Raw genomic sequence first — 19323 nt, 5'->3', positions numbered from 1 at the left:
CATGGCAAATCTGACTGGCTTCCTGCCCCAATATCTCTACGTGATCGAAATCATGATGCTCACCGCGGGCATCATCATCGCCATTTCCAGCCTCGACGATCTCCTGGTGGATCTGCTGTACTGGAGCGGCAGACTGTTCGGTATGGCGAAGGCCAAGTCGAGCGAATTGCCCGACGTCGAGGTTCTCGAGCAACTGCCGGAGCGGCCACTCGCGATCATGATCCCGTGCTGGAAGGAGCACGACGTGATCTTCTCGATGCTGTCGTCCAACTCGCGGCTTCTTCGTTATCGCCAGGCCCACTACTTCGTCGGCGTCTATCTCAACGATCCCCTGACCCAGGACGAGATCCGCAAGGCACAGAGCCTCTATCCGAATATCCACATGGTGCTGGTCCCTCGCGATGGTCCGACCAGCAAGGCGGATTGCCTCAATCAGATCACGTCGGACATCTTCATGTTCGAGGCTGAGCACGGTATCCAATTTGCCGGCATGGTCATGCATGACTCCGAGGATCTGATCCATCCGCTGGAATTGAAGCTCTTCAACAAGCTCGTCGACATCTACGACTTCGTCCAGCTGCCGGTCTATTCGTTCTCACGTCCCATTCTGTCCCTGATCGGCGGAATCTACATGGACGAGTTTGCGGAAATGCACACCAAGGACCTCGAAGTCCGGCAACGCATTTCAGGCGTCATTCCCTGCGCCGGCGTTTCCGCCTGCTTCAGCCGCGAGGCCATCCTGCACCTCGTCGACAAGAACCAGGGCGAAGCGTTCCGCGTCGCATCCTTCACTGAAGACTATGACATCGCTTTCCGCGTCTCCGAGCTTGGCTTCAAGTCGGCTTTCGTTGCCTATCCCGCGAGCTACTCCATCGACATCGACATCGATGCGGGCGCCCCGGGTATCCTGCATCGGAGCCTCCCGATTGCGACTCGCGAGTTCTTTCCCACCGGGCTGGAGGCCGCCTACCGGCAGCGCGCGCGGTGGTTGTTGGGGATCGTCTTTCAAGGCTCCGAAGAAATCGGCTGGAAGGGCGCATTCGGAACGAAGTACTTCCTGGCGCGCGATCGAAAGGGCGTGATCACCAGCCCGGCCGTGATGCTCGCTTATTTTGCGATGGCCAATCTGATTGCCTTCGAGATGTTTCGATGGTTTTTCGACCCCAACCTCGAACTGACCTATACCCTGTTGTCGGCCGAGTGGGTCCGGACGCTGTTTTGGGTGACCTTCTCGTTCCTGATCTGGCGCCTGCTGAATCGCATGATCTTCACGGGGATGATCTACAATTTGCGGCACGCGTTGATGTCGGCGCCCCGGCTCATCGTCGGCAACTTCGTCAATTTCTTTGCGACGTGGCGTGCGGTTCGCATCTACACCAGTCATCGCCTGTCCGGGAAACCGCTGGTTTGGGACAAGACATCTCACTCTTATCCGATCCAGATGGGCGAGCTTCAACTCCCGATCCCGGCCGATCCGGCCCCGAACGCTCCAGGCGCCTCCTAGTCGAGTTCAGGAAGCTCTTCTGACCGAATTGGATCGGCTTTACAGGTACGACGGCTCTCGCGCGCCGAATGCGCTGCGAAAGGCCGTGCGCACGACCATGAAGCCGGCGCAGACGCCGATGGCAGCGAGCTGCAGCTCCGGGTGCAGCACAACCGAAACAAGCACGGCCCAGCCGCAGATGATGGCGAGGATATCGAGCGATTTCTGTCCGCGCGAATGAGGCGCAGCATCCAGGCCCTGGTCGAGCGCCGCAGCGATCGCGGCAAGGCCGTCCACGGCATCCCTGCCCGGAGGCACGGCGAAATCGCTCAAAATGCGGTAGTTGCTAGTAGACATTAACGCCCCCGTCGCAAGCCTCTTGCGGGCTCCACGAGGGCATTTGACTTCGGAGCCTATTTCCTCCGGCTCAAACCGATTGCTACAGTTTTACCGACTCTCCCATTTTCGACGGCGAAGGCGGCGCTTGAGCGGAGATGGATAAAGGCTGCTTAACGGATTCCTTTCAATGCTCACGTCCTGCATCGAGAAGGGACATGATGCAGTCTCGAACGCGTGAGGGGCGCATTCGTTCCGAGGCAGAAGATGCAATGGCGCATCCCCGGATACCGCCGGCCGCAGCCTCCATCCTCTCGAACGCGGCGGTGCATGAGTGGTCGCGAAGGCCAGCGACGCACGCCAATCCAACCAACAAGGACAAATTTTGCCGGATTGTTTAAACCAGCGTTAGACGCGCCGGCGTAGCTTCGTAGGGACATTTGGAGTCTCCACGTGACGATGCTCGCCGCCTACACCGTATTGATAGGGCTCATGCTCGGCCTTCGGTATCGCGTCGTCGTACTGCCGCCGGTCATTCTTGCTGGCTGGCTCGTCATCGCTGCGATCTCGTCGCAACCTTGGTCATCGGCCCTGATCTTCGCCGTCCTGCTGCAGATGAGCTATTTGACCGGAATGGTTCTCAGGAGTTCCAGCAGAGCAACCATCGCTCGGCCGGTGGATGTCGCTTCCGGCTCCAACGCGCATTGAGCTCGCCTGCGCGGCGCAGCGAAGGCGCCCGATTTAAATCTCAACGAACGAACCCGCGTTCTCGTTCTCGCGGCACTAGCCTGAGCGCGCCTCGACATGCCTTTACGGTGTGTGCTTTGGGTCACAGCAGAATCGGGCGCCATTGCCTAGAAGGGCTGGGCATGGCCGCAAACAAGGTAACGGCGGTACGCATGAGGCTGCGGAGGCGATCAACAGCTACGGACTTTTCGAAGCCGCTGGGGTGAAGAACCCGGCGGCTTTTTTTCTGATCGGAAGTTCCATTCCCTGACGGACCAAGTCGGTTCGCCGCCCATTGCCAGGTCGTGTCCACCTCGACGATCACGACCCTCGTCTTCAGGCCCTCAGCCGTATTGCAGGTGCATGGCACGCTTTCACCGCATTGGCATCCGCCCGCCTCTTCAGTCCAGGCCCATAGCCCGCGATGCCACCAGACGAATTCGACGCCGGTGTGCGCCGCATAGCTGGCGGGACACGGCTTCAGCGCCAACACATCAACGATGCGACTAGGGCGATGCCGACAAAGGCAAGCCTATGTCCGCCCAATCAGCTGGGCGATCTCCCAGACATGACCTGAAGGGTCGGCGAAGGATGCGGTTCGGCGTCCCCATGGACGGTCGATCGGGCCGTTGAGCAGATTGACACCAACCGCCCGAAGGGCGGCACACACTTCATCGACGTCAGCGACCCTGATTGTCAGGAGGACGCGAGCCCCAGTGGAAGACGGGCCGACCGGCAACGGCTCGACCAGCGGAGGCGCCCGCGACGCGTCGAGAAGATTGATCAGGAGCCCGCCGAATCTCAAGACAGACGAGACGGCATCCTCCCAGACTGTCTCGGACGCGAAAACCTTGGCGTAGAACGCCTTCGAAGACGCAATGTCATCGACGAACAGCGTGATGACTTCAACTTCGCTCGGCAGACCATTGACCATGTCGTCCCACTCCCCATCGCCACGGCAGCACCGTTCAAATATACGCGGGAATTGCGGTTCCGGTGCATTATTGAATGCCTTTTCTCGGTTTCTCCACTGAACTGGGACGAGCAATCGAAGCGTCCGGCGCGAACGCCTCGCTGGCGCCAGTACTCCCGTGACGATCGGAACGAGAACCTTTACCGCGCAAGAAGCTCATTGGTATAGAATGACGCGGGCGGTCTTGGCGCGCCGATGTCCTCAACGGCCGCGATGAGACGAACGGCATCCGAGATCGCGCTGTCCTCGATCCAACCGAGGGGCTTTGCCGCCGCAGCTGGAATTGATCGTGAAGTTGCTTCAACCTGCTCCCGGACGATGGCGTCGGATGGTCCGACTTGCCAGACCGTCTTGAGCGCAGCGGTGGCGGCATCGGGCTCGCGCCGCGCCATCTCGATTGCCTTGTCCGTTGCGACAAAAAACCTCCGAAGCACGGCGGCGTTCTTTTCCACGGCGTCGACCCTTGCGACAACCGCCAGACCAGGGACGGCCAGTCCGAACTCGGGCAGGTCGAGCACTGCAAAGTTGCTGCCCGTTTTCTCCTTGAGCAACGGCAGGTCGCTGGTGCGATAGACACCAACCACGTCGACCTTTCCTTGCATGAACTGCGAAATTCGAATTTGGCTATCCATGTTGATCTTTTTTATCTTGCTGCAGTCGATCCTGTTTCGACTGCAGAACACATCGAGATACGCAGTTGACGTTTCGCCGACCGCACTCGCGATCGACCTTCCCTCAAGATCCGCGGGCTTCTCAACCGGGCTCTCCTGGTGCGAGAGAAGCACCACCGGAGCCGCCGGCTGATACAGGGCCACGATCTTCACCGGCATCCCTTTCTGAATTGCGGTAATCGCAAATATTCCGGGAACAACAGCCAAATCCTCTCGCCCCTGCACGACGGCCGCGAGCGCCGACTGGGCTCCAGCGCCCTCGCCAAGGTTTACATCGATTCCAGCATCCCGATAGATGCCCTTGTTTTTCCCGAGATAGAAGAATGCGTACTCGCCTTTCAGCTTCCAGCTGAAACGAAGATTCACGGTCTCCGCGAATGCGCTTTGAGATAGCAGGACGACGGCACTCCCCGTGCTCAGCACCGCCATGCTAACCAGATTTCTGATATACGACACTTTCTCCTCCGCAGCGGACGCTTCGTTTCCTGCTCTAGCTTGACGCGTGGCAGAACGAACTAAAATCGAACAGCGCTTATCGAATACAATCAGGATCGCGGATGCTCACCCTCAATGAGGGCGGACGGCGTTTGGTCGCGATCTACAGCCTTAGCGCTAACTAACGAGCTCATTTGACTACATCCGATCGGCATCGAGCTTTCACGCCTGAGGGCAGGCCCGCTCCCACGCTGGAGGTCATCAGCGTTGGAAGCGGGCCATTGTGGTTCCGAGCCGGCTGGTCAGCGGTGTCGGAACCAGATGATCGACGACCTCAACGGCTTCGGTGATCGTCCAACGAGAACAACCGCCCGAACTTGGCAAAACGCCTAGATGACACCGTGGAGTCGATCATCGCGCCACCGTTCTTGCTTCGGCCCTTACAAGGCTAGAACTTCACCGAGACACCCGCGCTGGCTGATTTTTCAGTGCAGCTGTTGGTGCTGGCACCAGTTGCCGCGACGGTGCAAGTTCCGGGAGCGGCGTTGCTATCGAGGCCATACTTGTTTTGCCAGTAACGATAGGCGACCCACAGGTCGACAAAGTGACTGTATTTGGGGCCGATGAAGGCTTTGCCAGCATCAAAGGTCAGGCGGATCGGTTCGCTGTTCAATTCGATCTTGCTGGCGTTGCTGAAACGTCCGACGCCAGACAGCGCAGGGAGGGTGTTCATATCGCCCTTCGTTCCCGTCACCGACACACGCCCGCTGATCGCGAAGTACCTTATGCTCTCAGGAAGGAAGCCCAGATCCATGTAGTAGTTGGTCTCGACCTTCCAGGTAGGCGGAAACCTCCTGTTTCCGTCTAAAAGGCAGGTTACGTCGGGAGTCCCCGGGTTGAAGAGACCGCACTGAAGAAACGATTTGTGGCTCGCCAACCCTGCGACGACCAAGGGCGCGACATTGAAATAGCCTTTATAAGGCAGGTCGAAAGCGAATTGCAGACCACCGACGACGTTGTTCGTCGTTGGTGCGTAGTAGCTATTTGCCGTACCAAGATCGACGCCAACCTCGAACGAAATATTGCGCAGTGGTCCGATCTTGAAGGCCTGAGTATTAAAGATCTCGTTCCAGCCGAACGTACTGCGCTCGATGGCGTAAAACTCCGTCGCGCCAGCGCAAGATCCTGTCACGCCAAATGGCAGGGCACCCGTGGGCTGGCAAGGTGAGGCAGGATCATTATGGGTGGATTTCAACATATCGACGTTGAAGAAGTTCGTGCCATAAGCCCACACGTCGAAATGGGTGAACGAATAGACCTGCTTTGCGGTCTTGCCGTTGATGCTCCCATCTGGCTGGATGCTGTAAGCACCGGGATCCGTGGCCGTAAATTGATAGGAGTAGGTCAGCCTGTTGTCGTTCACCAAGAAAAATGGAGCATCCGGAGCCGGATTTGCCTTGACCGGCACCGTAGCCACGTCGGCCGCCTTGGCGAGGTCGGTCGGCGCGACCGCGAGAAGTGCCGCGACCGACAGCATAGCTGCTGTGATTGTTCTATTGCGGTAGAGCATAGTAAAGTCCCCCAAGTTGATGATCACTCATTCGCATCGAAAAGAGCGCGCCCGAACCGGGCGCACGACACCGGTCCCGTTCCCCGTCGGGATACAGGCTCGAATGACTTTGTGTTGAGGAAGCCGAGAGCGCTCGAGCTAATCAGTGAGCGACGAGGACGCCTCTGGCCTCGAATATGTCGCGGATCTGCCGGACATACCCATGAAACTCCTTGTTCTCATGGATTGCGCTCCACTGGCGTGGACGCGGCATGTCGATCTTGAGATCGAGATCGATCCTTCCGGGACGTGGAGACATCACGAGAACGCGGTCGGCGAGAAAGACGGCTTCGTCGATCCCGTGGGTGATGAACACCACCGTGTTCTGCACCCTTAGCCACATCGCCTGCATATCCATGATCATCTGCTCACGGGTCAGGGCATCGAGAGCTCCGAACGGCTCGTCCATCAGCAGCAAGCCGGGCTCCTGGATCAACGCACGGCAGATCGCCACGCGCTGACGCATGCCGCCCGAGAGTTCTGACGGGTACTTGTTGCCGAAGCCCTCGAGCCCGACTTGCGCGAGCAACTCCTCGGCACGCAAGCGGAATCTGGCAAGGTCGAGCTTCTTGATCTCGATCGGCAGCAGGACGTTGTCCAGGACCGTGCGCCAGTAGAGCAGAAGGTCGGACTGGAAGACGACGCCGATCTTGGGATGCGGCTTCCTGATGACGTCGCCGTCGATTGCGATGTCGCCTGTCGAGGCCGACGTAAGGCCGGCCAGCAGCGAAAGCATGGTGCTCTTGCCGCATCCACTCGGCCCCACCACGGCAACGAAAGTGCCAGGCTCAAACCTGAGGTCCACCTTCTCGATGGCCACGACTTCATCATTTTCGCGCGTCTCGTAGACCTTCGAAAGTCGCGAAATCTCAACCGCTGCGCCCGTGGACCGAATAGGGACGTTCATTGCGCTACCTCGCTGTAGCCGTGTGGGTTGTTGCCGATTGCCTGTCGATTCACTTGCCGGCGTCGCGCTTGTAGGAGACGCGGGCCTCGATCACGTCGATGATGAAGTAGAGGATCACACCCAATGCCGAGATCGTGACGACGGTCGCGAAGTTCAGTGTGGTGTCGAACTGGGAGTTTGCCTGAAGCTGCAGGTACCCTAGGCCTCGCTCCGCGGCGACGTACTCGCCGATCACCGCACCGATGACGGCAAGAGAGACCGCGACCTTGAAGCCGCCGAAGATATTTGGCAGCGCCGCAGGCAGGCGTAGCTTGAAGAAGGTCTGCCACTCATTCGCTCCCATGGAGCGGACCAGGTTGACGAGATTCTTGTCCAGGGATTGCAGGCCAACCACCGTCGAGATCACGATCGGAAAGAACGAGATCAGGAAGGCCAGCACGATCTTAGGCGCCCATCCATAGCCGAGATAGAGCACCAGGATCGGCGCCAGCGATATCTTGGGAACGGTCTGGAGTCCGACGAGGATCGGATAGATGGCTCGCTCGAAGGCCTTGGAATAGAAGATGAAGAGGGCCAGCGGGACACCCATCAGGACGCCGATGGCGAAACCGAAGACGACTTCCAACAGCGTCACGTAGGTATGGGCCATGAGCAACGATGCGTCGCTGACGATGCGCTTGCCGATCGCCAACGGCGTCGGCAGGACAAACTCCGAAAGTCCTGACAACGGCACGAGGATCTGCCAGGCTCCGACGAGCACGACACCGACGAGAAGCGCCGAGTAGCGATCCAGCCAGCCGCGCCGAGTTCTTTTTTTGCCGCTCATGCTCTGGCCCCGCGTTCGCTGCGCCTCACCGACATTCGCAATATCCGTACTCGCCACCGTAGCCTCACCACTTTAGAAGATTACAGTTGTTGTTGAGCAGAATTGCTGCCGTCGGCCTTCGAAGCTCCGACAGCGGCGTGGTTGCACCGATATCATCGGCCGTTCATGACGGGCTCCGTCACGCGAAGGCTGCACGACATCCTTGGTCCCCTTTCAGCGCCGCGATGACGTGAGCGTGACGCCGGCGCCGCTGTCTTAAATTTGATCTCAGGATGTGATCACATTTTTATCTTGTCAAGCGCTTAGTCTCGGCGCTGCCCGCTCGTTTTTCGTGCAGGTATCGGCTGAACCGAAGATCAGCGAGAGCCAGACAACCATCGGAAATTGCGATGTATTCCATCCATGCAGCCGATGCGCGGCATGTCCTCTTATTGCGGTGCATAAAAAATGCGCGCGAGGCGCGTCAGTGCGGCTGACGATTTCTGATTTTTAGTATCGAGTCGTAAGCAAACTGCGCAGGGAATTTTCGATTGCCGCACGCGTCAGGTTGCGCGCGATGAACACCAGCCAGCCGCGTGGAGAGCCTTCCGGCCATCGTGGCAGGTATTCCGGCGGATAGACGACGTGCTGGACGCCGTGAATGACGACTGGCCGCTCATCGCCCTTGACCGGCAACAGGCCCTTGACGCGGAGAATGGATTGGCCGCGCGCCGCCAGCAACAATTCCAGCCATTCGACAAAAGCCGGCCATTCCACCTCTCCTGGCACTTCGACCGTGAAGGTCTTGATGCCGTGGCTGTGCACTCCCTGTACGGAGCCGCTTCTGAGATGCTTGGGGTTTTGCTTGGGGCTTTGCCCATGGTCGAAGACGTCGCGCGCGGACGCCATCGCGCCCTTCCCCGACATCAGCGACCGCACTGAAGGATTGACCCGGGCAATTTCGACCTTGAGCGCGTCAACCTGCCAAGGCTGGACAAGCTCCGTCTTGGTGATGACGACGCAATCCGCCAGCGCGATCTGCTGGGCCGCTTCCGCGAAATTCTGGATGCTGTTTGATCCGCTCACACCATCCACCGTCGTGACGACGGCTCCGGCGCGACAACGATGCAGCAACTCGGGAGCACTCAATACGGCATGGATGATAGGCGCAGGATCGGCGAGGCCCGTCGTTTCAATCACGACCTGGCGAAACGGCGCGACCCTGCCGGAGCGGGCCATCTCCAGAAGATCGGCCAGGGTCGATATCAGGTCGTCGCGCACTGCGCAGCACAGGCAGCCCGACGACAGCAGGACCACATCCTCGGAGACTTCCCGCACCAGGAGGTGGTCGAGCCCGACCTCGCCGAACTCGTTGATGATGACCGCAGTGTCGGCGAGGCTCGGCTCGTCGAGCAGATGCCGAAGAAAGGTCGTCTTGCCGCTCCCCAGGAATCCCGTCAGCACATGAACCGGGATCCGCGCATCGAGGGAGGGAGCGGCAGGCAGCATGGTTCAGCTAACCTCGAAGATCGCGTCGACTTCGACGGGAACGTTGCGTGGCAATGAGCTGCATCCGACGGCAGCACGGGCGTGACGTCCTGCCTCGCCAAACACCTCCACCATCAAGTCCGAGGCCCCGTTGATAACCTTGGGATGATCCCTGAATTCGGGCACCGCGTTGACGAAGCCGCCGAGCCTGATGACGCCAACCACCCTCTCGAGGTTTCCGTCGAGCGCCTGCTTGACCTGGGCGAGGATGTTGATCGCGCAGAGACGGGCGGCGGCCTGCCCCTCCTCCACCGAGAAGTCCGAACCGAGCTTGCCGGTATACTTGTCTTTACCGCCTTCGCTAGGGACTTGCCCGGAGATGTACAATTGGCTGCCTACCTTGCGCGCCGGAACGTAGTTGGCGCTGGGGGACGCGGTTGTAGGCAGACTGATGCCCAATCGAGCCAGATTCTGTTCGAACGTTCCTGCCATGACGTGGGGCTCCTCATTGCTATTTCTCTAGTCCTCGAACTGCAGCTCCATGCCTTGCGCGAACGGCAGCTCGATTCCTTGCGATCCGGCGATACTAAGCAAAGCCTTGCAGGTCGTGCGGATGTCCTGGATGGTTCCGCGCTTGACGGCGGTGGCATTGCCTTCCTTCAACCCGGCCAGGATGTCCGCGTGGTACGACGCGCTCCAAGGCATCGAGGGGATCAGCAGCGACATGTACATGGTGGGTCCGAACTGCAACCAAAGTGACTCGATCAGCAGCGTCAGCGTCTCCGACTCCCCAGCCTGGTAAAGTGTGAAGTGGAACTTCTGATTGGAGGACAGGCAGTTCAGGATGTCGCGTTTGGCGATCGCCTGGAGCAATTGCTTGTTGATGGACGTCAGCTCGTTGACCAGGGCAGGCGTCGCCTTCTTGGCGGCGAGTTCGGCCGCCGAACCTTCCAGAAGCTCCCTTACCGAAAAGATGTCGCTGAGCTTTTCCGGGCTGAGCCGCGGCACGCGCACCGAGCCGCCCTTGGTCTCCTCCAATGCATTGGCTGCGACGAGCTGGCTCAGAACTTCGCGAACGGGCATCGGGCTCGTGCCGAGCCCTGCCGCCAGCTTGCGCAGGCTCATGACCTGGCCGGGAACAAAGGCTCCCACCATGAGGCCTCGGCGCATATAATTCAGAACGCGCTCGTAGATGTGACCGCGCTGCCGCTTACGTTCTTCGGTGCCGCCTGCGCCAGCTTCTGTTTTTTCAGTCCGCATCTCCCCGTCTCTCTTTCTTGAATGCACGCTGCACGTCGCCGATCTGGGGTCTTCGGACATCGAGCCGGCCCGTCCCGAGAGGAAGACGTTTGATTGCTGCATCCTTGTGATCTGATCTTGTGATCAATAGCGGAATTGGAGTTGAGCGGCAACCGCACCGGTCGTAAGGACTGTTTGTCGGCAAGCCTGGGTTGTTCAGGCCTGCCTGCCGAGCAGACTGGCGAAGCCTTTCCGTGCGAAGGCAGCAAGATCAGGCGGTCGCCCCCACCTGGTAAAGCTCCACCTTCGTCCCATCGGGATCTGCGATGTAGATGGTCAACCCGTAAGGCCCATCGTGCAGTTGATCATAGTAACGCACCCCCGCCTTCTTCAGCTTTGCGTCGAGCGCCCGCACGTCGTTCACCTCAAAGGCGATGTGATCGAGCTGGCGATGATCTTTGGTTTTGCCGTTGATCAGCGCGATGCCCTGGTGGAATGCGACGAAGGGCCGCCCGTCCGCGAGCGGCTTGGCCGGCCGGATCGTGAATCCCAGTTGATTGGTGTAGAAGTCGACCGACTTGTCGATGTCATTGACCATGATCAACTGATGTCCGTAGTTGGTGACCCGCGGCTTCACCTGTTCGCCGAGCCAGTCGATAACCTCGGACGATGGCGCAACTTCGCAAAAGTATTGCTTCCAGACCTGCTTAGCGGTCGCTTCCCAGTCTGCATTGACGCCTGACACGCAATCGTCGACCGCGATCACGTCGAAATCGCGGAGGTAAGCTTCGCGAATGGTCGTTTCAACGCAGGCGTTGGTGGTTGCTCCGGTGACGAAGAGATGCTGTGTACCCAGCATCTTCAGCATCATCTCGAGCCGGGTTTCGTAGAATGCACCGAAGCGGTGCTTGCGGATCACGAAGGACGGATTGAACTCGGACAGCGGCTTCAACTCGTCGATGATCTCCTCATCCCAACTGCCCGCGAGCGCGGATACTTGCTTGCGCCGGGCGGTATGGCCGAGCAGCTTTTTCTTTGCGCGGTTCTTGTCGACGGCAAAGTGTTCCTGCATCGTCCAGATGACGGGGATGCCGGTCTCCTGGCACCGCTTGATCAGCTTGGCCAGCGGAGAGACGATCGTGGATAGCCGTTTGGTATCCACGCCGGAGATACCCAGCGTGCCTTTTTCATGGATGAAGGCGTTCTGGAGATCGATGACCAACAGTGCCGACTTGCGATAATCGAGGGCTTCGAGGCTCATTTCCTGTCCTCCACCATGTCAATCCCGAGCACGCCGGCGCGGCCCCAGCTATCCTTCGGTGTTTCGTGGATCACGACATGCAAATGGTCGGGCTTGCACGCGGCCTCCTCGACCATGGCCGTGGTGATGGCCTTCACGAGCCTTCGCTTCTGCTCGACCGTGCGGCCTTCCCACATTTCGACGATCACAAATGGCATTATGTCTCTCCTCTTGTTTCGGCTGGCGGGCCGCCGGAGGCCCAGGCGGGCGCGGCAAGCGAGAAGCCCGTAACCAGATCGTTGTTTGCCCGATCGACACCGCTGAGCAGCCACAATGGGCGGTTGGCATAGTTGATCAGGACCTGCTCTTCCATGCATGCGCGGTGCGCTGGATGCAGCGGATTTCGATCGAAATGGCTGGTGCCCGGCAACAGTCTGATGACGTAGATCGGATCCAACGGATCTCGCCTGTCGAGCAAGCTCTCCTGCATGTCGTTCAGACTGATGGCCTCGGGTTGCGGGTCGGCCCCGCCGATACCGAGCACGACGATCGCTCCGGCAAGTGGCCTCACGGGCCAATAGCGGCCTTCCCTGCCCTCCCGCAGGAACTGCGCATATTTGCGCGCTTCTGGGAACAGCTCACTGTCCCACAGGATGATGTCCGGTCCCAGGATGCTGCGCGCTTCATCCACGACAGCCTGGCTCTCACAGATGCCCAAGAACGTCCACGGATCAGTCAAGCCGATGGCATGCCCCCAGGGATTGTGGATTCCCGACAGTCTCTCCTGACGGATCGTCGCCTTCTGCGCCACGATCCTGGCGACCGCTTCGCTCACCGATAGTTGGCCGGGCATAAGCGGCTCCCGCCCCGCCAACTCCAGCCGGTGAAAGGCGATGTCCGTCATGACGGTCGGGTTACACATCGGCCACGACCGAAGCCGCTTTCCGCAACAATTCCGTTTTCGTAGACGACGTCACCGCGCGCGACCGTCAGCACGGGCCAGCCCTTGAGCTTCCATCCCTCGTAGATGCAGGTGCCCTTCCCGGTATGCTTGACCGTGCGCTCCTCGTCGAGATCGACAAGCACGAGATCAGCGTCGAAGCCGACGTCAATGTGACCCTTGCGTGGCCACAGGCCGAAGCGACGAGCGGGGTTGAAGGAGTTGAGCTCGACAAGCCTGCTCAATGGCAAGCCGCGCTGATGGACGCCGAAATGGAGCATCAGCGACAGCTCCCACGGGAAGCTCACGACGCCCGGGAATTCGGTCCATAGGTTCTCCAGCTTCTTGGGCAAGAACGGCACGTGGTCCGTTCCAAGGCTGTACACCGAGCCGTTCAGCATCCCATGCCAAAGCCCCTCGAGTTCGTTACGATCGCGGAGCGGCGGCGATATCTTGGCCCGCATGTCGAGGTCTTCGTCGTAGCAGGTACGGGTGAGATAGTGCGGGCAAGTCTCTACCGTGACATGCACGCCGCGCGCCCGCGCCTCGGCGGCGAGCACGGGACCCATGCCCACGGAGGTGTGGACGAGGTGAAGCGAGCAGCCGGTTTTCTCCGCAAGGAAGATCATGCGACGAATCGTTTCCACCTCGCAGAAGGCCGGGCGGGACTCGGTGTATGCACCAAGATCCTGACGGCCGGTGGCGGCGATCTCCTTCTTGATCCATGAGGCGATCTGCGTGTTCTCGCAATGGACGTTGATGACCCCGCCCGGGACTTTTGCCAGGATCCGCATCGCCGCATAAACCCAGCCGTCCGTCGCAGGCACGATGCCGATCGGATTGTCCGGCTCGTACCCGAAATAGCATTTGAAGGATTTGACGCCGGTCTTTGCGATGACCTCGGGAATCTCGGCGATATGCTCTTCGCGCTGGATGCCGAAATGAAAACCGAAATCGATGAGCGAGTTCTCTTCGCCGATCGCCCTGCGCTCCTCGTAAAACGGCAGATAGGATTCCTTGAGATTGCGAATATAGAGCAGCGCCGTGGTCACGCCGCCGGATGCCGCGGCTGCCGTCTCGGTCCGCATATCCTCGGCGAACGGAAACTTCACGCCGAGGTGACAGTGCGGATCGATCAAGCCCGGCATCAACACCCGTCCCTCGGCATCGATCGTGCGCTTTGCGTCCGGGAGAGCGTCGTCCGATCCTGTCAGCGCGATTTTCCCATCGACTACCGCAACGCCGCCACGGAACTCTCCGTCGTGGCGCACGACCCGCGCATTCTTGATGACCAGGTCCGCTTTCATGATTTTCGCTCCAGTATGTTCTCTATGCGCCGACTGATGCCGGTCCACTGACTCCGACCGACGGTGATCGGGGCACGCGCACCCATGCCGCGCGCCCAGACCGCCTTCAGCCCAAGCTCGGCAGCCGCATCCCGATCGATGGTTCCCGGAGGTGCTGCGACATCGACCAGCAGCGCGTGCTTCGGCAACAGAACCAGCTGGTCGCGCTCGAGCAGTCGCTTCGGAACGCTGCCGATGAGGATGTCGGTGCCGGGCAGGATTGCCGGCAACTGCTCGAGCGTCAGCACATCAGCGCCCGCTGCGTAGGCGGCCGCGCGCTGGACCGGGTTGCGCGCCGCGACATGAACACGGGCCCCGAGGCCGACCAGCGTCTTCGTCAACAGCGAGCCGATCGTGCCTTGGCCGACCAGGCAGACATTGGATTTGTGGATGGTGATCTGCGTATTCTCGATGATCACCTTCAATACGCCCTCGACGATCGCCGGGCCGCGCAGCAGCATCAGGTCGACATCCCACTCGTATTCATGCAACGTAATGTCGAGGGCTTCGCAGTGAGTCTTGAGGTTGCGGTCGGCCCAACCGAGTATGATGCTGGCGGACGGTCTCATGCCGGCCAGCATCTCGCGCGTCGGAATGATCCTTTCGGGGCACTTCGGCGCAAACAGCGCGCCTTCCGCGCTGATGCCTGGAATCGGAAAGAGCGCGATGTCAGCCCCCTTCAGCGCGTCGGCTGCGTCGGTAGCATGATAGACGCCCTCGATGCCCTCATCGGGCCATGGAAAGCCGTACGCACGAACGACGGCACCAGCCCTCACGGCACAACGGGCAATCTCCTGTTCGCGTGCGTCGCCGGCGACTATGGCGATTACTGTGTTGTGCCAGGTCATGATGCCCTCACCTTCTCGATGAGCTGATCCCTGGACATGCCGGAGATGCCCATCGCTTCTGCGGTCCGCCCACCGATCCGATAGTCTGTTCCGACAACGGTCTGCGCGAGCCGATAGAGCGAAGCCGCCACCGGCACATCTACGTCTGCGATCCGCGCAAATTCGAGGAATGGGAGGAGGCCATGCCCGAAGTCCTCCTTATAGTAGCGGGACGCGAGCGAGTCTGGCCCCCTGATACGGCGATTGGCCGCGCCGCCGGCAATCGCTGCGCGGTAATCGGTAACGTCGACCACATCGGCTTCCACCGTACCGAGCAGCTTCATCTCCTCGATCAAGTTCGGCAATTGATGCCCGAAGGCACGGGCGACCGCCAGCCGCTCATCATCCAGTTGCCGCATCACCCGGGCGACGCCGGGCGTCATTGCGTCAACGTAGAAGGTGAAGTCACCACCGGTCGCTTCCACCCAGGCGGCGGCCAGCACTGCGCCCGGTGGGTGCAGGACCATGTTGACGTTGGAGAGATCGGAGGCGATGACGTCAGCAACGGGTGTAACGCCCGCATAGAGCTTTGCAGCCACCTCCAAAGCCTGTGCGCCGCCCTTGAGAGCCGCAGCCTTCAGCTGCTTCGCTCGACCGCTGATGCTGACACCATCGGGACGGTACTTGCGCGCGACATAGGTGAGCGTTGAGAACTCTGCTACCGGAGGCACCGCGCGGCCTGTGCGCGAATAGGTTTCGGCGAACTCCAACGCTCCGCCGGTGTGGCCGGGATTGAGCACGACCGGCCTGCTCGACGGCCAGCCAGCCTTGGCGAGTGCATTAGCTATGGCCGCGTGCGAGAACGTCGGCAGCGCAACCACCGCCACATCCGCTCCCGCTATGGCCGATTTCAGATCAGTCGTAATCAGGACAGGCTTGGCGATTCCGTCGCCGAGCTTTCCGTCAAACGCCACGCCTCCGAGCTTGAGATGCGGCTCGAGCGTTTCGGCGGAACGCCCCCAGAAGTGGACGGAGTGGCCCGCCAGGACCAACTCCGCAACCGATGCTGCGCCGCCCGCGCCCGCCCCGAGTACTGCAACCTTCATTCTGTCCTCCGCAGATCCAAGGGCAAACGCATCTGAATAATTTGATCACAGATTATGATCACAAATGCTGTTGTCAAGCCGAACGAGCACTTCCTTGCGAAAGAGGGCTATGCGATGGCGCATAGGCTCATGCCTGCATCGCTTATGCCATTCGATCGGCTTCCAAATGGAAGCGTTCCGCACGGTTTGCAGTCAATTCGCCGGCGACGCACTCGGCAACCATCTCCGCAGTTGCGGCCGAAAGTGTCCAACCCAGATGGCCGTGGCCGGTGTTGTAGAAAACCCCAGGCATCCTGCCCTTTCCGACCCGCGGCATCATATTGGGCATCATCGGACGCAATCCCGCCCAAGGCACCACCCTGTTGGTATCAACGGACGGGAACAGCGCCCGTGTCCAGTCGACCAGCGGCTTGATGCGGTCCTGGCGTATGTCGCGATTCATGCCGTTGAGCTCCGCCGTCCCCGCGACGCGGAAGCGATCGGCGCCCAGTCGGCTGGTGACGATCTTGGCGCCGTCATCGAGCAGGCTGACCCAGGGAGCCGCCTTCCTGCTCTGCTCGTCGTCAAGATGCACGGTGATAGAATAGCCCTTCACCGGATAGATGTTCAGGCGATCGCCGAGCATCGCCGCAAAGTTGCGGCTCGCCGAACCTGCGCATATGACGACCCCATCGGCCTCGATGATCTGATCGACCCGCCCTTGGTCGCCGGAAGGCGCGTCATGCGAGTATTCGATGCAATGGACACCGTCCCGATCGATCCGCCTCACTGTGGCGTCAAAGATGAAGCGGGCGCCTCGCCGCTCGCATACCTTGGCCAAACCGTAGGTGAACTTATGGATGTCGCCGGTGGAATCCGACGGGGTGTAGAAGCCGCCAAAGAAATTGCCATGCAGGGCTGGCTCGATCGACTTCACCTCCGCGGCGGTGACTGGGCGACGATCCAGCCCTCCGTCCACCAGAATTGCATTGACCTTCAGTGCCTGCTGGAAGCTCGCCTTGTCTCGATAGATGTGCAGGATACCGCGACGCTCGTGATCGAAGTCGATGCCCTCGCGCTCGGCAATCGCGAACAGATGCTCGCGCGCAGCAATGGCGAGCCGCACGGTCTCAATTGTATTGTTGCGATAGCTTCCGATGTTGAGGACGAATTCGCCAAGCCAGGCATATTTGTGCCAGGTGGGCGCAGGATTCATCAGGAGCGGCGCATCGCGCCTCAGCATCCACTTCACTCCCTTGAAAACCGTCGACCAGCTATTCCAGACCTCGGCATTGCTTGCCGAAAGCTGGCCGCCGTTGGCGAACGAGGTCTCCATTCCGGCATACCGCTGCCGGTCGATCACCGTGACGGAATAGCCGCGATTGAGAAGGGAATAGGCAGTGGTGACGCCGGTGATACCAGCGCCGATGATGGCGATATGGGGCATTTGCTCTCTCCGCGATAGAAAATGGGAGCGGGCCGAAGCCCGCGGCTCATCCCCAATCTGTCGCTGTACCTGAGAGATTGGCCGCGACGGCTTGGCCGTTGCGGCGGTCCCCTTCGGTGGGCACTCGCAGTGCCGCTCTCCAGATCGTTCAGCTGCACGGTCACCTCTGCCTGAGAGTTTCCTGGGGGTTGCTCCTTCGGCGCCGGTCAATACCGCCACGGCGGCGACCGGTCTCTTCCATGCAGCCTCTTGAACGTGTGTTGTCCTTCTGCCTTGCGCCCCCGCCACGGAAGGCGATCTATCAATTCCCTTCGTCGTAGAGTGTGGTGGATGTTTCGACCTGTTCGTCATGCAGACCGGCGCGCTCGACCGCCGCCGCCGCGAGTTCGCGAGCCTTGCGCCGAATCTGCGCCTCATCGACGCCCTGCACCTTTCCGTCGGCGTACGACACCTTGCCGTCGACCCACGTCTGGGAGATCGAAGCGGTCGATGCCGAGAACACCAGCGCTTGCAGCGGATCGTAGAACGGCGTCCACTCCACGTGATCGAGATCAAACAGGATGAGATCAGCCTTCTTGCCGATCTCCAGCGAACCGATCTCGTCGTCCCACATCAACGCCTTCGCACCTTCGATGGTCGCGGCGCGCAAGGCCTGCCGCGCCGTAAAGATGTCGGGTTGCAAGCGTGCATCCTTGAACATGCCTGCGACGATCAGCATCTGCCGCATCAGATTCATGTTGCCGGCGGCCGACACACCGTCGGTGCCGAGTCCAACCTTCACGCCCGCCTTCACCATCTCCGGATATTTGCCGATGGCAGTTGCACCCTTGCCAAGCTTGAACGACGAGCACGGGCAGAAGGCGACGCTGGCACCACGATCGGCAAGTAGGCGAACCTCTTCGTCCGACACCGCCGCACCATGGGCGATCACCAGGTTTTTCCGGATGCCCCCCGCCTTGTCGATACGGGTGATCGGCCAGGAGCCGTATTTCTTCTCGCAGACCCTCGCCTCTTCGATCGACGTTGCGAGGTGGTAGGTCGTGCCGACACCTAGCCGCTCGGCAAGCTTCACGGCGCCCACATGGAGCTCGAGGCTGCACGGCTCCTTGCCCTCGATATTAACCCAGCAACGAGCACGGCCATCGAGGGCCCCGTTGTAGCGGATGACGCAGTCTTCCAGGACCTTGAGCGCCGCTTCGGCGTTCGGGAAGAAATGATGATCAACCATTTCCTTGGTCCAGCCACGGGGGAGCTCGGGCGGGGGATTGTCGGCGGCGTGGCGCCCGGTGATGCCACGAATGCCTACCTTTTCCATCGCGCGAACGACGATTCCGGGGTCGTATTGTGACCCCATGTCGAGGAAGCAGGTGGTGCCACAGCGCAGCATCTCCGTAATGCCGAGCAGCGCGCCCCAGTATTCGTCCTCTTCGGTGATGTGAGCGTAAAACGGCTTCGCCCAGTGGAAGACCCAGGCGCGTGTGTTGAGATTATCCGGGAATACCGCGCGCGACAGCGTCTCCGAAAGATGAACGTGGCTGTCGACGAAGCCGGGACAGGCGCCGAGCATCCTGCCATCGACCACCTTGTCGAAGCTGGCGTTCTTGTGCCGCGCCGCCACCTCTCGAGAAGGGCCTATATCGGCGATGCGGTCGTTCTCCACCACGAGGCTGGCATTGCGCAGGACCGTATCGTTCTTGTCGACCGTGAAAGCGAAGTTCAAGTCCTTGATCAGTGTGCGCATGCCTCTTCACCCAATACTTGCTTTC

Annotated in this window: 19 protein-coding genes and 1 riboswitch; of the genes, 2 read left to right on the top strand and 17 right to left on the bottom strand. The window is 60.2% G+C overall.

The window, feature by feature from the left end:
- Window position 1 precedes the first annotated feature (1 nt).
- Window positions 2-1504, top strand: a complete 1503-nt coding sequence (locus ACWAT4_RS08810; RefSeq protein WP_212298129.1) for a glycosyl transferase family protein — start codon at window positions 2-4, stop codon at window positions 1502-1504.
- 39 nt (window positions 1505-1543) lie between these two features.
- On the opposite strand, the gene ACWAT4_RS08805 is transcribed toward ACWAT4_RS08810, so the two are convergent.
- Window positions 1544-1840 carry a hypothetical protein gene (locus ACWAT4_RS08805; protein WP_212298130.1) on the bottom strand — a complete coding sequence of 99 codons (297 nt, stop codon included), beginning with the start codon at window positions 1838-1840 and terminating at the stop codon, window positions 1544-1546.
- Between the two features lie 432 nt (window positions 1841-2272).
- Here ACWAT4_RS08805 and ACWAT4_RS08800 point away from each other — a divergent pair, with 432 nt between their 5' ends.
- Window positions 2273-2527, top strand: coding sequence for a hypothetical protein (locus ACWAT4_RS08800; RefSeq protein WP_212298131.1), 255 nt, complete (start codon window positions 2273-2275; stop codon window positions 2525-2527).
- Between the two features lie 550 nt (window positions 2528-3077).
- Here the strand turns inward: ACWAT4_RS08800 and ACWAT4_RS08795 are convergent.
- The 16 genes from ACWAT4_RS08795 to ACWAT4_RS08720 form a co-directional block, all read right to left on the bottom strand.
- The gene (locus ACWAT4_RS08795; RefSeq protein WP_449731187.1) at window positions 3078-3479 is read right to left on the bottom strand and encodes a VOC family protein; all 402 of its coding nucleotides are present in this window, start codon (window positions 3477-3479) and stop codon (window positions 3078-3080) included.
- A gap of 179 nt (window positions 3480-3658) precedes the next feature.
- On the bottom strand, window positions 3659-4645 hold the full coding sequence (locus tag ACWAT4_RS08790) for an ABC transporter substrate-binding protein (RefSeq protein ID WP_449730369.1): 987 nt from the start codon (window positions 4643-4645) through the stop codon (window positions 3659-3661).
- A gap of 427 nt (window positions 4646-5072) precedes the next feature.
- On the bottom strand, window positions 5073-6194 hold the full coding sequence (locus ACWAT4_RS08785) for a hypothetical protein (RefSeq protein ID WP_212427181.1): 1122 nt from the start codon (window positions 6192-6194) through the stop codon (window positions 5073-5075).
- A 142-nt stretch (window positions 6195-6336) separates the two neighbouring features.
- Window positions 6337-7140, bottom strand: coding sequence for an ABC transporter ATP-binding protein (locus ACWAT4_RS08780; protein WP_212427180.1), 804 nt, complete (start codon window positions 7138-7140; stop codon window positions 6337-6339).
- A 49-nt stretch (window positions 7141-7189) separates the two neighbouring features.
- Entirely contained in the window at window positions 7190-7966 is a 777-nt protein-coding gene (locus ACWAT4_RS08775; protein ID WP_212427179.1) for an ABC transporter permease, read from the bottom strand.
- A 489-nt stretch (window positions 7967-8455) separates the two neighbouring features.
- The gene (locus tag ACWAT4_RS08770) at window positions 8456-9454 is read right to left on the bottom strand and encodes a CobW family GTP-binding protein (RefSeq protein WP_449730368.1); all 999 of its coding nucleotides are present in this window, start codon (window positions 9452-9454) and stop codon (window positions 8456-8458) included.
- Between the two features lie 3 nt (window positions 9455-9457).
- Window positions 9458-9925, bottom strand: coding sequence for a RidA family protein (locus ACWAT4_RS08765; RefSeq protein WP_212427177.1), 468 nt, complete (start codon window positions 9923-9925; stop codon window positions 9458-9460).
- 27 nt (window positions 9926-9952) lie between these two features.
- On the bottom strand, window positions 9953-10795 hold the full coding sequence (locus ACWAT4_RS08760; protein WP_449730367.1) for a GntR family transcriptional regulator: 843 nt from the start codon (window positions 10793-10795) through the stop codon (window positions 9953-9955).
- A gap of 148 nt (window positions 10796-10943) precedes the next feature.
- Window positions 10944-11933 (bottom strand): isochorismatase family protein, encoded by a 990-nt coding sequence (locus ACWAT4_RS08755; protein ID WP_449730366.1) that lies wholly within the window; start codon window positions 11931-11933, stop codon window positions 10944-10946.
- On the bottom strand, window positions 11930-12130 hold the full coding sequence (locus tag ACWAT4_RS08750; protein ID WP_212427174.1) for a 2-hydroxymuconate tautomerase: 201 nt from the start codon (window positions 12128-12130) through the stop codon (window positions 11930-11932). The genes ACWAT4_RS08755 and ACWAT4_RS08750 overlap by 4 nt, the downstream gene beginning before the upstream one ends.
- Window positions 12130-12816, bottom strand: a complete 687-nt coding sequence (locus tag ACWAT4_RS08745; protein WP_449730365.1) for a resolvase — start codon at window positions 12814-12816, stop codon at window positions 12130-12132. Before ACWAT4_RS08745 ends, ACWAT4_RS08750 begins: the two co-directional genes overlap by 1 nt.
- On the bottom strand, window positions 12813-14159 hold the full coding sequence (locus tag ACWAT4_RS08740) for a dihydroorotase (RefSeq protein ID WP_212427172.1): 1347 nt from the start codon (window positions 14157-14159) through the stop codon (window positions 12813-12815). Before ACWAT4_RS08740 ends, ACWAT4_RS08745 begins: the two co-directional genes overlap by 4 nt.
- Window positions 14156-15046: a dipicolinate synthase subunit DpsA gene (locus tag ACWAT4_RS08735; RefSeq protein WP_449730364.1), complete on the bottom strand. Its 891-nt coding sequence runs from the start codon at window positions 15044-15046 to the stop codon at window positions 14156-14158. The genes ACWAT4_RS08740 and ACWAT4_RS08735 overlap by 4 nt, the downstream gene beginning before the upstream one ends.
- Window positions 15043-16131, bottom strand: coding sequence for an NAD/NADP octopine/nopaline dehydrogenase family protein (locus tag ACWAT4_RS08730; protein ID WP_449730363.1), 1089 nt, complete (start codon window positions 16129-16131; stop codon window positions 15043-15045). The genes ACWAT4_RS08735 and ACWAT4_RS08730 overlap by 4 nt, the downstream gene beginning before the upstream one ends.
- A 142-nt stretch (window positions 16132-16273) precedes the next feature.
- Window positions 16274-17557 carry a D-amino acid dehydrogenase gene (locus ACWAT4_RS08725; RefSeq protein ID WP_212427169.1) on the bottom strand — a complete coding sequence of 428 codons (1284 nt, stop codon included), beginning with the start codon at window positions 17555-17557 and terminating at the stop codon, window positions 16274-16276.
- A gap of 147 nt (window positions 17558-17704) precedes the next feature.
- A riboswitch (glycine riboswitch) is annotated at window positions 17705-17807 on the bottom strand.
- A gap of 51 nt (window positions 17808-17858) precedes the next feature.
- A complete protein-coding gene (locus ACWAT4_RS08720; RefSeq protein WP_212427168.1) occupies window positions 17859-19298 on the bottom strand; it encodes an amidohydrolase family protein in 1440 nt (479 codons plus the stop codon).
- Window positions 19299-19323: the final 25 nt, after the last annotated feature.

This window comes from Bradyrhizobium sp. T-1, from assembly GCF_053592855.1.
The sequence above is the reverse complement of the archived record's forward strand: the minus strand, read 5'-3'. Positions and strand labels throughout refer to the sequence as shown.

Excerpts from the sequence above, each read along its gene's own strand:
- ACWAT4_RS08810 (WP_212298129.1), top strand. The coding sequence starts at position 2 with ATGGCAAATCTGACTGGCTTCCTGCCCCAATATCTCTACGTGATCGAA.
- ACWAT4_RS08805 (WP_212298130.1), bottom strand. The coding sequence starts at position 1,840 with ATGTCTACTAGCAACTACCGCATTTTGAGCGATTTCGCCGTGCCTCCG.
- ACWAT4_RS08795 (WP_449731187.1), bottom strand. The coding sequence starts at position 3,479 with ATGGTCAATGGTCTGCCGAGCGAAGTTGAAGTCATCACGCTGTTCGTC.
- ACWAT4_RS08785 (WP_212427181.1), bottom strand. The coding sequence starts at position 6,194 with ATGCTCTACCGCAATAGAACAATCACAGCAGCTATGCTGTCGGTCGCG.
- ACWAT4_RS08780 (WP_212427180.1), bottom strand. The coding sequence starts at position 7,140 with ATGAACGTCCCTATTCGGTCCACGGGCGCAGCGGTTGAGATTTCGCGA.
- ACWAT4_RS08775 (WP_212427179.1), bottom strand. The coding sequence starts at position 7,966 with ATGAGCGGCAAAAAAAGAACTCGGCGCGGCTGGCTGGATCGCTACTCG.
- ACWAT4_RS08770 (WP_449730368.1), bottom strand. The coding sequence starts at position 9,454 with ATGCTGCCTGCCGCTCCCTCCCTCGATGCGCGGATCCCGGTTCATGTG.
- ACWAT4_RS08765 (WP_212427177.1), bottom strand. The coding sequence starts at position 9,925 with ATGGCAGGAACGTTCGAACAGAATCTGGCTCGATTGGGCATCAGTCTG.
- ACWAT4_RS08760 (WP_449730367.1), bottom strand. The coding sequence starts at position 10,795 with ATGCAGCAATCAAACGTCTTCCTCTCGGGACGGGCCGGCTCGATGTCC.
- ACWAT4_RS08755 (WP_449730366.1), bottom strand. The coding sequence starts at position 11,933 with ATGAGCCTCGAAGCCCTCGATTATCGCAAGTCGGCACTGTTGGTCATC.
- ACWAT4_RS08750 (WP_212427174.1), bottom strand. The coding sequence starts at position 12,130 with ATGCCATTTGTGATCGTCGAAATGTGGGAAGGCCGCACGGTCGAGCAG.
- ACWAT4_RS08745 (WP_449730365.1), bottom strand. The coding sequence starts at position 12,816 with ATGACGGACATCGCCTTTCACCGGCTGGAGTTGGCGGGGCGGGAGCCG.
- ACWAT4_RS08740 (WP_212427172.1), bottom strand. The coding sequence starts at position 14,159 with ATGAAAGCGGACCTGGTCATCAAGAATGCGCGGGTCGTGCGCCACGAC.
- ACWAT4_RS08735 (WP_449730364.1), bottom strand. The coding sequence starts at position 15,046 with ATGACCTGGCACAACACAGTAATCGCCATAGTCGCCGGCGACGCACGC.
- ACWAT4_RS08730 (WP_449730363.1), bottom strand. The coding sequence starts at position 16,131 with ATGAAGGTTGCAGTACTCGGGGCGGGCGCGGGCGGCGCAGCATCGGTT.
- ACWAT4_RS08725 (WP_212427169.1), bottom strand. The coding sequence starts at position 17,557 with ATGCCCCATATCGCCATCATCGGCGCTGGTATCACCGGCGTCACCACT.
- ACWAT4_RS08720 (WP_212427168.1), bottom strand. The coding sequence starts at position 19,298 with ATGCGCACACTGATCAAGGACTTGAACTTCGCTTTCACGGTCGACAAG.